At 62.9% G+C, this 14182-nt stretch carries 10 protein-coding genes and 1 tRNA gene; 9 read left to right on the forward strand and 2 right to left on the reverse strand.

The annotated features are described in order from the left end of the window. The first annotated feature begins 214 nt into the window (after positions 1-214). The 8 genes from FFA61_RS02020 to FFA61_RS02055 all read left to right on the forward strand — a co-directional run bounded on the left by FFA61_RS02020 (position 215) and on the right by FFA61_RS02055 (position 10804). Positions 215-1126, forward strand: a complete 912-nt coding sequence (locus FFA61_RS02020) for an SGNH/GDSL hydrolase family protein (protein WP_005962120.1) — start codon at positions 215-217, stop codon at positions 1124-1126. Next, a complete protein-coding gene (gene pth, locus FFA61_RS02025) occupies positions 1123-1740 on the forward strand; it encodes an aminoacyl-tRNA hydrolase (RefSeq protein WP_005962119.1) in 618 nt (205 codons plus the stop codon). Before FFA61_RS02020 ends, pth begins: the two co-directional genes overlap by 4 nt. Next, positions 1737-5327, forward strand: a complete 3591-nt coding sequence (mfd, locus tag FFA61_RS02030; protein WP_005962118.1) for a transcription-repair coupling factor — start codon at positions 1737-1739, stop codon at positions 5325-5327. Before pth ends, mfd begins: the two co-directional genes overlap by 4 nt. A 276-nt stretch (positions 5328-5603) precedes the next feature. Continuing rightward, positions 5604-6191, forward strand: a complete 588-nt coding sequence (locus FFA61_RS02035) for a hypothetical protein (RefSeq protein ID WP_005962117.1) — start codon at positions 5604-5606, stop codon at positions 6189-6191. 259 nt (positions 6192-6450) lie between these two features. Further along, positions 6451-7731, forward strand: a complete 1281-nt coding sequence (gene eno / locus FFA61_RS02040) for a phosphopyruvate hydratase (RefSeq protein WP_040313517.1) — start codon at positions 6451-6453, stop codon at positions 7729-7731. 143 nt (positions 7732-7874) lie between these two features. Continuing rightward, positions 7875-8924: an FtsB family cell division protein gene (locus tag FFA61_RS02045; protein WP_083879441.1), complete on the forward strand. Its 1050-nt coding sequence runs from the start codon at positions 7875-7877 to the stop codon at positions 8922-8924. Continuing rightward, positions 8921-9436, forward strand: a complete 516-nt coding sequence (locus FFA61_RS02050; protein WP_005962114.1) for a DUF501 domain-containing protein — start codon at positions 8921-8923, stop codon at positions 9434-9436. Before FFA61_RS02045 ends, FFA61_RS02050 begins: the two co-directional genes overlap by 4 nt. 399 nt (positions 9437-9835) lie before the next feature. Further along, positions 9836-10804 (forward strand): Ppx/GppA phosphatase family protein, encoded by a 969-nt coding sequence (locus tag FFA61_RS02055; RefSeq protein ID WP_005962112.1) that lies wholly within the window; start codon positions 9836-9838, stop codon positions 10802-10804. 274 nt (positions 10805-11078) lie between these two features. Here the strand turns inward: FFA61_RS02055 and FFA61_RS02060 are convergent, their stop codons facing one another. Next, positions 11079-12245: an IS1249 family transposase gene (locus FFA61_RS02060; RefSeq protein ID WP_131247423.1), complete on the reverse strand. Its 1167-nt coding sequence runs from the start codon at positions 12243-12245 to the stop codon at positions 11079-11081. 298 nt (positions 12246-12543) lie between these two features. Then, positions 12544-12617, reverse strand: a tRNA-Leu gene (locus FFA61_RS02065). A 130-nt stretch (positions 12618-12747) separates the two neighbouring features. Between FFA61_RS02065 and nhaA the strand changes: the two genes are divergently transcribed. After that, positions 12748-13965 carry a Na+/H+ antiporter NhaA gene (gene nhaA, locus FFA61_RS02070; RefSeq protein WP_005962110.1) on the forward strand — a complete coding sequence of 406 codons (1218 nt, stop codon included), beginning with the start codon at positions 12748-12750 and terminating at the stop codon, positions 13963-13965. The last annotated feature ends 217 nt before the right edge of the window (positions 13966-14182 follow it).

Genomic DNA, 14182 nt, shown 5'->3' on the forward strand with positions numbered 1-14182 from the left:
GCTCGTCGACTGGATTCCAAACCGCCACCCTATGAGCATTCCCAAAACCACGGCAAGAAGGATCGAGACAGGGGGAGCGTCCTTCGCGAGAGTGTCCCGCCTGCCGGTCTGTTGTGCGCGAAAAACCTTTCACGGTGTGAACTAAAAGCGTGCGGGCCCTGAGAGGCGCTAGAACACGGGCCCTGACAGACACCGGCAACAGAGAGGAGACATCATGGGAGTCAAGCGTTCCATCGGATATGGACTCGCCGGTTCGAGCATCCTCGGCGTGGGAGTCGCCGCGAAGCGCCTCTTCGCACTCGACCGTCAGCGCGGCGCCTACCGTCGAGCCTGGGAGAGCCATTCCCTCGCGACCCTCAAATGGCTGAGCGACCTCGACGGGCAAGGGGGCACTACTGGCGCCCTGGAAGACAGAGACGAAGAGAACGCGGGAGCGAAGGACGAAGAGAACGCACATGCCCAGCGACCTTTCGTGTACGTCGCCCTTGGGGATTCCTCCGTCCAAGGGATCGGCGCTTCGAGCGTGGAAGAAAGCTACCCGGCGCGTCTTGCCTCCGCCATAGAAACGGCGAAGGGCCAAAAAGTCGCCCTCATCAACATCTCCCTATCGGGGGCCACCAGCGAATCAGTGGAAATGGGGCAGATCCCGCTCATGCGAGGCCTCGGGCTCCTCGATCCCGGAAGCGAACCTGACCTCGTGACCCTGACGATCGGCGGTAATGACGTCATGGTCCCCCAGATCACGCCCAGCGCCTACAGCCTTGCCATCGCCCGGATCCTCGATGCCCTCAAAGGACGGGTCCTCGTCTCCACGATCCCCTCATTCGCGCCGATGAGCCAAGACGCGCGAGCCCAGGACATGTCCGAGCTGCTCGCCGAAGAAGCCCGAGCCCACGGTGCGGGCCTCGTAGACATCAGGGCGCTCTCGCAATCGTGGAGCCTGGCGAGCTACGCCTTCCACTACCACGCGGCCGACATGTTCCACCCGAACACGCAGGCCTACGCCGCATGGGCACAAGAGTTCTACAACGTCTTGGCGAAGGACGCGGGACTGCGCCCCCTCGATGTGGCAAGCGCCCCTCAATGGGGCATCGGCTCGCACAGGGTGGCAGAATCGGAAGCATGACCCCCACCTCTCCATGGCTCGTCGTCGGCCTCGGCAACCCCGGCGCCGAATACGCCTCGACCCGCCACAACGTCGGCCACCTCAGTGTTGACGTCCTCCAACGCCGATGCGGCGAAACGTGGAGCGGACACCGAACGGGAACCCATATCGTCCAGGCGCGCCTCGGGATCCTGCCAGGGGGAGCGCCCGGCCCGAAGGTCATCCTCGCGAAATCCGATTCGTACATGAACACTTCGGGAGGGCCGATCGGCCGGCTCATGAGGTTCTTCGACGTGCCCGCCGAACGCCTCCTCGTCATCCACGACGACCTCGACCTCCCCCCTCACGAGCTGCGACTCAAATTCGGCGGCGGCGAGGGCGGACACAATGGGCTCAAATCCATCTCCCAGGCCCTCGGCACGAAGAACTACCACCGCCTGCGCATCGGCATCGGCAGGCCACCGGGCCGCATGGAGGTCGTCGACTTCGTTCTTTCAACGATCCCCTCGAAAGAACGGCCCGAATGGGAGGTCACCTTCGAAGAGACGGCCGACCTCGTTGAATCCATCGTCACCTGCGGCTTTGCGCACACCCAGCAGGAACTCCACTCGAAGAATGCGAGCACTCGCGCGTGAAACTCACTGGCCTTGCCCCACTCATCGGAACCGACGAGGCCCTCGACCGTGCGACGGGCTCTCTCGCGTCAAAAAGGAACGCCACCCTGGTCGCCCCCCTCGGTGTCCGCCCGCCCGCACTCGCCGCCCTCGCACAGGCAAGTAGTGATCTTCCCCTTGTTGTCCTCACAGCGACGGGGCGCGAGGCCGAACGCCTGACGGCGGCCCTGCGTTCCTGGAGCGACGCAGTCGAGATGCTGCCCGCGTGGGAAACTCTCCCGCACGAGCGACTCTCACCGCAGGTCGACACCATGGCCCGACGCATCGCGGTCCTGCGCCGACTCGCTCACCCCGTCGAAGGCGATCCGCATGCGGGGCCGCTGAGCATCCTCGTCATCCCGATCCGAGCCTTCCTCCAGCCCGTCATCCGCGGACTCGCCGAACGTGAACCCGTACGTGTCCACGTCGGTGACCGAGTCGATTTGCCCGACCTGGCCCGTCGACTCGGCGAACTGGGCTACCAGCGCGTCGACATGGTCGAGGGCCGTGGGCAACTCTCGATCCGAGGCGGGATCCTTGATGTTTTCCCACCCCAAGAGGCCCACCCCGTCAGGGTTGAACTCTGGGATGACGAGGTCGATGAGATTCGCGCTTTCTCCGTCCAAGACCAACGCACCCTGGGCGCCCTCGATGATGGCCTGTGGGCGACAGCATGCCGGGAACTGCTCTTAACGAGGGCGGTGCGCGCCCGCGCCCGTGAACTCGCCGCTGAACTGCCCGGTGCCGCTGAGATGCTCGCCCTCGCTTCCGAGGGCATCCCCGCTCCCGGGATTGAGTCCCTCGCACCAGTTTTGAGCTCTGGGATGGAGCGCCTGCTCGATCTTCTCCCCGCAGGCTCACCGATCATCTGCTCTGACCCCGAGCGCGTGCGCGCTCGGGCTGCGGACCTTCTCGCCACCACCGAAGAGTTCCTCGCCGCAGCCTGGTCCGTGGCCGCCGAAGGCGCCCAGACCCCTCTCGAAGCCTCACAGGCATCCTTCCTCAACTTTGAAGAACTCTGGGCATCCGATTCGCGCCCCTGGTGGGAACTCAGCGCACTGCCGCCCGCTGAACTCGCTGAAGCGCTGGGCGAAAGCGAAGAGGACGAGTCCGGTGCCCAAAAGGACACGAGAGCACTGGTCGTCTCCTCCTCACTCATGGCCATGGGAGCGCGTGAGGTGCGCCCCTACCGGGGGGACTTCGCCGCCGCCTGCACAGACCTCGGCGGGCTTGCGAAAAATGGGTGGACCATCGTCGTCACGACCGAGGGCCCAGGACCGGCGCGCCGTATCCGCACGATCCTCTCCGAAGCCGAAGTGCCGGCGACCCTCGTCGATGACATCCTCGATGCCCCCCAGCCCGGCACGGTCGTTGTCACCACCGCGCAAGCCGGATCCGGTTTCGTCGCCCCCGAACTCAAACTCGCGATCCTGAGCGAATCTGACCTCACGGGCCGAGTCGGGGCCTCCACTCGCGACATGCGTCGAATGCCTTCGCGCCGCAAGAAGGGCGTCGACCCCCTCTCGCTCACACCGGGCGACTACATTGTTCACGATCAGCACGGTATCGGGCGTTTCATTGAACTCGTATCGCGCACGACCGGACGCGGTGAAGCTGCGGTGAGGCGCGACTACCTCGTCCTCGAATACGCTCCCTCGAAGCGGGGCCAGCCCGGCGACCGTCTCTACGTGCCCAGCGACTGCCTCGATCAGATCTCGAAATACACCGGCTCCGACCAGCCGAGCCTGACGAAAATGGGCGGCGCCGACTGGGCGAAGACCAAAGCAAAAGCGAAGAAGGCCGTCAACGAGATCGCGAAGGAACTCATCCGCCTCTACGCCGCGCGCCAAGCGACGAAGGGCCACGCCTTCGCGCCCGACACCCCCTGGCAGCGTGAACTCGAAGACGCCTTCCCCTATGTGGAAACCCCCGATCAGCTCGTCACGATCGACGAGGTGAAGGCCGATATGGAAAAGCCGATCCCGATGGATCGTCTCCTCACCGGCGATGTCGGCTACGGCAAGACCGAAATCGCCGTGCGCGCAGCCTTCAAAGCGATCCAGGACGGCAAACAGGCGGCGGTCCTCGTGCCGACAACCCTGCTCGTCCAGCAGCACATCGAGACCTTCACCGAACGCTATGCGGGCTTCCCCGTGACCATTGCGGCGCTCTCACGCTTCTCAACACCGAAAGAGGCCGAGGAAGTCAAAGCAGGGCTCGCCTCAGGCAAAATCGACCTCGTGATCGGCACACATTCGCTGCTCACCGGCGCAATCTCGTTTAAAGCTCTCGGCCTCGTCATCATTGATGAGGAGCAGCGCTTCGGCGTCGAACACAAGGAAACCCTCAAAGCGATCCGCACGGATGTTGATGTGCTGTCCATGTCGGCAACCCCGATCCCGAGGACTTTAGAAATGGCGGTCTCCGGGATCCGTGAAATGTCGATCCTCCAAACTCCCCCGGAAGAGCGCCAACCGGTCCTCACTTTCGTTGGCGCCTACACGGACGCCCAGGTGAGTGCGGCGATCCGCAGGGAGCTCTTACGCGATGGTCAGGTCTTTTTCGTCCACAATCGCGTCGACTCGATCGCCTCGGTCGCCGCCCATATTCAAGAGCTCGTGCCCGAGGCGAGAGTGCGCGTCGCACACGGCAAGCTCTCCGAGCATCAGCTTGAAGAGGTGATCGTCGACTTTTGGAACCACGAGTTCGACGTGCTCGTGTGCACGACCATCGTTGAAACGGGCCTCGACATTTCGAACGCGAATACTTTGATCGTGGACCGCGCCGACGTGTTCGGCCTGTCCCAGTTGCACCAGTTACGAGGACGAGTCGGGCGCGGGCGCGAACGCGCTTACGCCTACTTCTTCTACCCGGCGGATAAGACCCTCACAGAGACCGCGCATGAGCGCCTCAAAACGATCGCTGCGAACACTGACCTGGGGGCGGGCCTGGCGGTCGCACAAAAAGACCTTGAGATCCGAGGAGCGGGGAACCTGCTGGGGGGAGCCCAGTCCGGTCACGTCGAAGGAGTTGGCTTCGACTTGTATGTCCGCATGGTTGCCGACGCGGTCGCCGCCTACCGGGGGCAGGCCCGAGAGGAGAAGAGCGATCTTCGCCTCGACATCGCCGTCGACGCCCACATTCCTGAGGAGTATGTGCCCGGAGAGCGCCTGCGTCTTGAGGTCTACGCGAAGATCGCGGCGATCACCTCGCCCGAGCAGGAGGCGGATGTTCGCGAGGAACTCATCGACCGTTATGGTCCTCTGCCTCGCGAGGTTGAGCTCCTTTTCCTCATTTCGCGTCTGCGCCGCCTTGTGCGCTCGACTGGGATTGAGGAGATTGTCACGCAGGGCAAGTACGTGCGTGTCGGGCCCGTGGAGTTGCGTGACTCTCAGGTTTTGCGTCTCAAACGCCTCCATCCGGGTTCGGTTATCAAAGCTGCGGTTCGTCAAGTGCTCGTGCCTCTTCCTTTGACGCAGAGGATCGGGGGGACTCCCCTCGTTGATGAGGCGCTCCTTCAGTGGGTCGAGACCCTGGTGACGAAGGTTTTGACGCCCTTCTCATCCTGAGCCGTGACTTTTGAGTCCTCCTTTGTTTCTGTGTTTTCTTGGAGGCGCCCTTGTCTTCTCTTCGCAGTTCTGCTTGTGATGGGGGGCGTCATTCTTCGAAGTGGCGAAAATGCGTGAAAAGCATCGAGGACTCAGCGAACACAGAGCCTGAGGAGGGCAAAAGGCGCGAGCCGAAATCGAATACGCAACGTGCGCGGAGTGAGGAAAAGTGTGTGAGGCGACTCGGGGCTTAGACTGGAGCGCGTCCCTATCGGGCAGCCGTGAGGAAGGACTGAGGTGTTCACTGTGAAGAAAGCGGCCGTTATCGCCGCATCATTCGTCGTCGCTCTTGGGCTCGGAGCCTGCTCCGCTCACCCGGGAAGTGCTTTCGTCCTGAACGGCGTCTCCTACTCGGAGTCAGATCTTGCTGCGGCCTCCGCCCAATACAACGCCATGACTGGAGGTACTCTCACTTCCTCCTCCTTGGTGCCGACCCTTGTGAACGTGGAAACGATCGACGCTGCCGCTCAGATGATCGGTATTACGGTCAGTGACCAGGACGTCGATCTCTACTTCGCTTCCCTGGTGGAACAGGGCAGGATTCAGGCGCCCGAAGAGGGTGAACTCACCCCGGTCATGCGCGAGATCATTCGCTCTACGCTGGTCCAACAGCTGCTTGGTCAGCTCAATGAGCCGCAGCGCGAAGCGATGACAGAAGCGTACGCGCAGCTCAAGGAGACGATGGAGCTTGAGGTGAATCCTCGCTACGCCTCCATGGATGCCGAAGGGCAGACCCTCACTCCGCTCTTCGGTGATGTTGTCCAGGCCACCACGTCAACACACAAGCTCCTCAACGGCGGAGGAGCCCCGCGACCGCAGAACTGAGTTCTGCATTCGCAGCTGCATACGCCGACAGCGCGCTGTATCTGCCGGAAACACTTCGTGCCTCGCACGTGGGACGTGTGATTCTTCCCTCCTCGCGGAAAGTGTGACCTAGGGACCATTGTCGCGCCCGGGCCCCGTCCTCGTCGTCAATGAGGCGAAGCCTCGATACTGATTTGAAAAAGCAGTAGGCCAAGGCGGGTGTGACGTACTACCGTTAGCACTGGACATCGTCCACGAAATTGATCGATTGGAGAATGACGTGGCAAGGATTGAGGCAATTGGAGCTCGCGAGATCCTCGACTCGCGCGGTAACCCCACCGTTGAGGTTGAGGTCATGCTCGAAGATGGCACCCTTTCGCGTGCTTCTGTGCCCTCCGGCGCTTCCACCGGCGCCTTCGAGGCCGTCGAACGCCGTGATGGTGACAAGGGCCGTTACCTCGGCAAGGGCGTTCAGGACGCCGTCGATGCCGTGACCGATGTGATCGCCCCCGAACTCATTGACGAGGACGCCTCCGACCAGCGTCACATCGACGAAGCGATGCTCGACCTGGATGGCACCGACAACAAGGGGCGTCTCGGCGCGAACGCCATCTTGGGCGTGTCGCTGGCCGTTGCACGCGCCGCAGCTGACTCTGCGGGCCTCCCGCTCTACCACTACCTCGGCGGCCCGAACGCTCACGTTCTGCCCGTCCCGATGATGAACATCCTCAACGGCGGTTCCCACGCGGACACCAACGTTGACATTCAGGAGTTCATGATCGCCCCCATCGGCGCCCCCACCTTCCGTGAGGCCCTCCGCTGGGGCGCTGAGGTCTACCACACCCTCAAGTCCGTCATCAAGGGCCGTGGCCTGTCCACCGGTCTTGGCGACGAGGGCGGCTTCGCCCCCAACCTCGACTCCAACGCCGCCGCTCTTGACCTCATCATTGAGGCCATCGAGAAGGCTGGCTTCAAGCCTGGCCGCGATATCGGCCTGGCGCTCGACGTCGCTTCGAGCGAGTTCTTCAAGGACGGCCTCTACCAGTTCGAGGGCGAAGGCCGCTCGACCGACTACATGGTCTCCTACTATGAGAAGCTCATCTCCGACTACCCGCTCGTCTCCATCGAAGATCCGCTCTCCGAGGACGAATGGGATGCCTGGAAGGCTCTCACCGCTGAGATCGGCAACCGCGTCCAGCTCGTCGGCGACGACCTCTTCGTCACCAACCCGGCGCGCCTGCGCAAGGGCATCGAGCTTGGTGCCGCGAACGCGCTCCTCGTCAAGGTCAACCAGATCGGCTCTCTGACCGAGACTCTCGACGCTGTCGAGGAAGCACACCGCAACGGCTACCGTTCGATGACCTCGCACCGCTCCGGCGAGACCGAGGACACCACGATCGCCGACCTCGCGGTTGCGACCAACTCCGGCCAGATCAAGACCGGCGCCCCGGCCCGTTCCGAGCGCGTCGCCAAGTACAACCAGCTCCTGCGCATCGAGGAAGAGCTCGGCGATTCCGCCGTGTACGCGGGCGCTTCCTCCTTCCCTCGCGCCTCTTTCTGAGACGCGAGGGCGTGAGCTTGAGTCCTGTCTGATCTTCTGATCGACGCGTGCCCCGGACCGTGTGGTCCGGGGCACGCGTGTTTCATCGGGGTCATCGGTAAGTCGAAGAGACGCAGGAGCGCGCTTAAGGCACCATTGGACGCATGGCTTCTTCCCCGCGTGAGGGGCGCCCCCATGCGCCCAGACGACCGAACCGTACCAGCGGTGCCGGGCGTTCTCACGCGGGCGCCCAGGAGAAGGACTCATCTGCGAGCGGATCTGCCGGGCGCAGGCGTCCTGCCACAGATTCAGGGCAGGCCTCGAAGACCACGGGTGTGTCGTCGACGGGGAAACACGGCCTTTTACAGGCCTTTCGCGGGAAGAAACCGGCAGGACGCGGCCGGGCTGCGGACGGACACGAGACTCGGATGAAAGAACGCGACGCCTCGAAGAACGCGAGTGCATCTTCGACGGGGAAACGCGTCACCCCGCAGCCTTCTCGTGAGATGAAACGGGACACGAGTACCCCGATCACGCCGGAGAAATCTGATCCGAAGGAACGGCTCGAACGCGCCCGCGCCCTGCGCGAACGACGAAACGCTCCCTCCTCGAGGGAAAGGCCGGTCAACGGCCCCCGTCCCGTTCGACAAAGCGGGAAGGGACGCTCGCAGAAGAAGGAAAAGGCTCCGCGTCGTCAGCACTTCCTCTCCAGGGGCGAGTCTTTCGAACTCGGCGGTCAGAGGTTTTCTGTCCGGTGGCTCTCCTTCATCCTCCTCCTCGGGGTTGTCATGGTGCTCCTCGTGCCGAAGCTGTACGTGTGGATGAAGCAGGAGGAGGAACTGCGCGCCATCACCATCCAGGTACAGCTCGCACAACAGCGCAACGCTGAGATGCAGGAGAAGCTCGAACTGTGGAACGACCCTGAGTTCATTGCCTCTCAGGCGCGCGAAAGACTCGGATACGTGAAACCGGGGGAGACCCAGTACACGGTCGTGGATCCGGGTGAGGGATACCAGGACTTGGCGCAGGTCGCGGCCGCCGCAGTGGAAGGGCCTGCGCGCCCGTGGCTCCAGGTTGTCGCCATCCTCCTGGAGGAGGCCGACCATGCGAAGATAGACGAGGACGGGCACTCGGATCCCGCCGCTCAATCCGGGGCAGCGGACTCGTCCGAAACGGACTCGAATGCCGAGAACACCGAGGAGGACGCGCAGTGACGACCAACCCCACAGACCCGAGCATCGCGACCCCTGCCGATCTTGAAGTGCTTCGTGAGCAGCTCGACCGAGTCCCCAGAGGAGTTGTTGGCATTGCCGCACGCTGCGTGTGCGGTCGGCCCCTCGTCGTGAAGACCGCCCCCCGTCTTGAGGACGGAACGCCTTTCCCGACGACCTTCTACTTGACGTGTCCTCCGATCGTGAAGGGGTGCTCGGTTCTGGAGGCCGAGCACATCATGGAGAGCTTCAATGAGCTCCTCACGAATGATGAGGATATTGCGGCCGCCTACCTTCGGGCACACCGCGACTATATTGCTCGGCGCGATGAGCTCGGTGAGGTCGAGGAGATCGCGGGTGTTTCCGCAGGGGGCATGCCGACTCGCGTGAAGTGCTTGCACGCCCTCGTCGGGCACGCCCTCGCAGCAGGCGCCGGGGTGAACCCGATCGGCGACCTCGCCCTGGAGATGCTGGCTGAGCGCGGACTGTGGAGCAGGGAACGTTGCTCTTGCTGAGCGGAGTTCTTGCTGAACGCGGACTGTCGAAAAGGGAGCGCTGTTCTTGGCGCGCAATGGTCTTGCGGCGCTAGCAGCCTGGTCTCGCAACGACACTCGGCTCATGGTTTTCTCTGAGGGGTGCATCTGGCGTGCAGGTTCTCAATACGTTCCGCCTCAGCACTGGTCCTACGAGCCCCTGCTTCTACTGAGCGCGAGCTCAGCGCCTTGCTGTCTCAGGGCAGCATTTCACAGCGCAGACTTACAGCCTTGAATGCTGTTCTACCTGCGTGTTTGGCATGAACACGCCGCTTGAATCGCACGCCATTCAGGGGGCGACACCGTCCTCGACAATTCCCACAAGGTCTGATCGGGCAGCACCCATAGGGCAAGATCTGGCATCTGTGGGAGAATCTTCCAGTGACTCGAGTAGCTGCCATTGACTGCGGAACCAACTCCGTCCGACTCCTCGTCGCCGACGCAGAGCGCAAAGAGGATGGTTCCATCTCCCTCAAAGACCTCACCCGCCAGATGCGCATCGTCCGCCTAGGACAAGGCGTTGATAAAACCGGCAGGCTCGACCCGGCGGCCATTGACCGCACGATCGACGCGATCGTCGAATACGAGCGCATGATCTCCAGACTCGGTGCGACAGCGACGCGTTTCGTCGCAACCTCGGCCTCGCGAGACGCAGAAAACCGCGATGACTTCGTTGCCGCAGTCCGCGAAGTGTTGAACATTGAACCAGAGGTTGTTGAGGGAACCGAAGAAGCCTCCCTGTCCTTTACCGGCGCAGTCTCTGGCCTCGGAGCCGACGCCACCGCCCCGATGCTCGTCGTCGACATCGGCGGAGGATCCACGGAACTCGTCCTCGGGGACAGTGAGGTGCGCCAGGCGATCTCCATTGACATGGGTGCCGTGCGGGTGACGGAAAAGTTCTTCGCGCACTGCTCGCCCGAGGCAGGCATTCCCCTTGAGGATCAGGAGCGTGCGATCGCCTGGATCGACGAACAACTCGACGCAGCAGAGAAGGTCGTCGACATTGACCGGGTGCGTACCCTCATCGGCGTTGCCGGCACGATCACGACCCTGACCGCTCAGGGCCTGGGATTGACCGCCTACCAGCCAGAACTCATCCACGGCGCGCGCCTGAGCCTCGAAGAGACAGAGGCTGCGATCCGCTTCATGGTCGATCAGCCCATCGCAGTGAAGGCCGCGCTGGGCTTCATGCCCGAGGGACGCCAAGACGTGATCGCGGGCGGCGCGCTCATTTGGAGCAGAATCGTCACACGAGTCCTTGAAAAAGCGGCTACGCGCGGCACCGTCATCTCGACAATCATCACCTCCGAGCATGACATCCTCGACGGCATCGCCATGTCGCTCGCCTGACAGCGCCTCTTCACTGCTCCTTCGCTTCCGCCCTCGTCAATCGACGAGGGCGGAGTGCTTATGCGGGTGGGGGAAGAGAAGAAAAGCTCTTGCCCGCGTGAATGGAAGTTGAAGAGACAGGGCGGGAGGCGAGCAGCGAGGTGGCTCGTGGAGAAGAGAAGGGACTCGGGGAGGTGAGTTCAGCCTGTGATGGATGGCAGCGTGCGATGGGCTGAATCGGGACAAAGGGGTTACCGGCAGGAAAGTGTGGCATCGCTCGGGCGTGTCGTGGGGGTTATGTGCGTCCGGCCCAGCCTTTTCGGGTGTGGAAGCCGGTGTCGGGGCTGTAGGCGTTGTCGTAGTGTGTGGGCCCGTCTGGCCGGGGTTGTTGTTTGTGTGTTGTGGGGATGATCGTGTGGGGTTGCCTGGCGTGTTTGTCCCATTCGGCGAGCACTGTGGCGGCGTTGATGGGGTGTTGGTGGTGGGCGAGGAACCAGTGAATTGCGGTGATTTGGCGAGTCGTGTTCCAGCCTGCATGGGCGCGCAGTAGGGCGCGGATTTGAGCGTTGAGGGATTCGATGGGGTTGGTGGTGGATGCGAGGTTTGGTCGGCCAGGGTCGGTGAGGAATGTGAAGAGCTGTTTGTTCTTGAGGAGGCGTTCGAGCCGGTAGTACACGCGCCTGTCGCGTTCGTGGGTGTACCACCATTTCTTGCCTGTGGCTGCTGCCTTTTCGGGGTCTTGGGACGCGTAGGTGCGTTCTTTGAGGTAGTGGGCGTATTCGGTGTGGAAGGCGGCGAGCAGGCTCGCCCAGTGTGCGGCTTCATCCATGGTGGTGACGCGCAAGAGGGAATGGGACAGGCCTTTGAGGGCTTTCCCGGCGGGCGTGTGGGGGTTGTGGGTCAGGTCCACGGTGTTGTTGCGGTGGACATGCACGAGGCAGCGTTGGACCGGTTGGTCTGGTCCCCACAGGGTGCGGATCGCTGCCAGGGCGCCGCCTGCCCCGTCGGTAGTGATGATGCCCGGTGGGGGAAGTGGGCTGAGGAGCTGGGTGTAGGCCGTAGCGTTTTCTCGTCCGGCGGTAACCCAGTTCAACGGTGTGCGCCCGTCGGTGGCGATGAGGATGACCCAGGAGTGGGAAAGGAAGATCCCGTCAATGAACACCTGGTCATGAATGACGCCGTCCATGACTGGGAGGGGTGGTGGGACTTGCCAACACCACGAGGTGCGCTGGCGGAAGGATCGGCCGGTGAGTGTGCCGTCGCGTTCGGCTTGGCTGGTCTTGCCGGTCGCGTAGTTGATGAATGCTTCCAGGTCGTGGCGGCGAGTTACGTCAGGGCGCTTGAGAACTGTCGAGAATGAGCAGTTCCGGCAACGCCACCGGGGCGTACGAGAAGACGTTTTCCCGTTCGCGTTCATCGGCGCTCGGCAGATCGGGCACTTGGGGCGCTTGTCAACACTCACCCGCTCATATAGGCCCCACCCCTATGGGGAACGCGACTTTACGCGGTCAGATCAACGAAAAGTCCGGGTCGATGCCACACTTCCTTGCCGGTATCCCGGACAAAGCGTGTTGTGGGGTGAATCGGGATAAAGAACCTTCAGCAGGAGAGGTAAAGCGAACGCCGAGCGTGCTCCTGTCCAGGTGAGCGAGGCCGGGAAGGAAGCCTCATTCGAAAGAACGAGAGGAGGGGGCGTGCACGGCGAGGGGAAGAACTGTGAGGAGCCGAAGTGAAACAGGGGCGCGAAAGGACAGACACAGTACCCCCAGTCGGACTCGAACCGACAACACGCCGATTTTAAGTCGGCTGCCTCTGCCAATTGGGCTATGGGGGCGGGCGCGCAAAAGACACCAGACACCATGGTAACGGGCTCCGATAGGATTGGCGGACCTCAACCGACGGAAGGACCCCGCCCCATGAGCCCCGCGAAGACCCACGGGACCCCACGGCCGCATCACCGCCCCATGAGAACCCCCCTCGTTCGCATGCGAGACGCGGTCCTCGAGTTCCTGGGAGACGAGACGAAAGCCGGGCTGCTCGTCATCATCATCGCCCTTCTCGCGTTGATCATCTCGAACTCGCCCCTCTCCGATGCCTATTCGCAGCTCTCACACGCTCACTTCGGGCCCTCCGCTCTTGGCCTCAACCTGAGCGTGCACGAGTGGGCCGCCGACGGTCTGCTCACGATCTTCTTCTTCGTCGTCGGTCTTGAACTGAAAACCGAGTTCGTCACCGGAGCGCTGCGCGACATGAAAGAAGCAGCACTGCCGATGCTCGCCGCCGCATTCGGAATGCTCGGCCCCGCCCTCGTCTATGCGGCATTCCAAGCGGTCACGGGCTCAGGGGCGTGGAGCGGATGGGCCGTCCCCACAGCGACCGATATCGCCTTCGCCGTTGCGATCCTCTCGATCTTCGGTAAGGGCATGCCACCGGCCGCGCGCACCTTCCTCCTCACTCTCGCCGTCGTTGATGACCTGCTCGCGATCCTCGTCATCGCTTTCTTCTTCTCCTCGGGACTCAACTTCATTGCCCTCTTTGCGTCTTTTGCCTTCATTGGGCTTTTCGGACTCCTCACCTCGGAAGGCATGCGCCGCCCCTGGATCCTCATCCCGATCGGAGTCATCGCCTGGGCGTGCATGCTCAACTCCGGCGTGCACGCCACAATCGCGGGAGTCCTCCTCGGCCTGATCGTCCCGGCGACGCGCACGAGAAAAGGGCAGATGACCCACGAGTTCGCTCATACGGTGGGACCCTGGTCGGCGGGCCTGGCCCTGCCGGTCTTCGCTTTCTTCGCCGCAGGAGTCTCAGTCCTGGGAGCCGAAGGCGGCCTGTTCGGGGCGCTCGGCGATCCTGTCACCCTCGGCATTGCACTCGCCCTGCCCCTGGGGAAGTTCCTCGGAATCTGGGGGTCGGTGTGGGCTTTGACGAAGTGGACGAAGCTGCGTCTCGCTCACGGTGTCGACTTGCCCGATGTTGCGGCGATGGCTTTGCTTGCGGGGATCGGTTTCACGGTCGCAATGCTCATCGGCGGCCTGGCCTTTACTGACGAGCTCCTGATCGCGCACGCCCGTCTCGGCGTCATTATCGGGACTTTCGCCTCTGCGATCCTGGGTGCGATTGCTTTGAAGATGCGCATTTCCGTTCATGTTCGAGGTGACGCTGCGAAGCGGAAGAAGCGCTGAGCGTCGGCCGCAGTGCGTGTATTAGCGAGCCTGCTTGGCCTGGTGGCGCCTGCGTGGCTTTGCGTGCTGCGACTGCTCTGCTCGGCAGCTCTGTTTGGCTTGGCGTTGAGCGCCCCGTTCTACCGTGCTTGACGCGCCTGCCGGGCTTTGCGTGCTGCGACTGCTCTGCTTGCCTCGGTGTGCCTGCTCTGCTCGACTGCTCTGCTTGGCTCGGCGT

It is taken from the genome of Schaalia cardiffensis F0333 (assembly GCF_005886435.1).
Lineage (GTDB): Bacteria > Actinomycetota > Actinomycetes > Actinomycetales > Actinomycetaceae > Pauljensenia > Pauljensenia cardiffensis.

What these genes read in the sequence shown, in the direction of transcription:
- FFA61_RS02020 (WP_005962120.1), top strand. Translation starts at nt 215, where the DNA reads ATGGGAGTCAAGCGTTCCATCGGATATGGACTCGCCGGTTCGAGCATC.
- pth (WP_005962119.1), top strand. Translation starts at nt 1,123, where the DNA reads ATGACCCCCACCTCTCCATGGCTCGTCGTCGGCCTCGGCAACCCCGGC.
- FFA61_RS02045 (WP_083879441.1), top strand. Translation starts at nt 7,875, where the DNA reads ATGGCTTCTTCCCCGCGTGAGGGGCGCCCCCATGCGCCCAGACGACCG.
- nhaA (WP_005962110.1), top strand. Translation starts at nt 12,748, where the DNA reads ATGAGAACCCCCCTCGTTCGCATGCGAGACGCGGTCCTCGAGTTCCTG.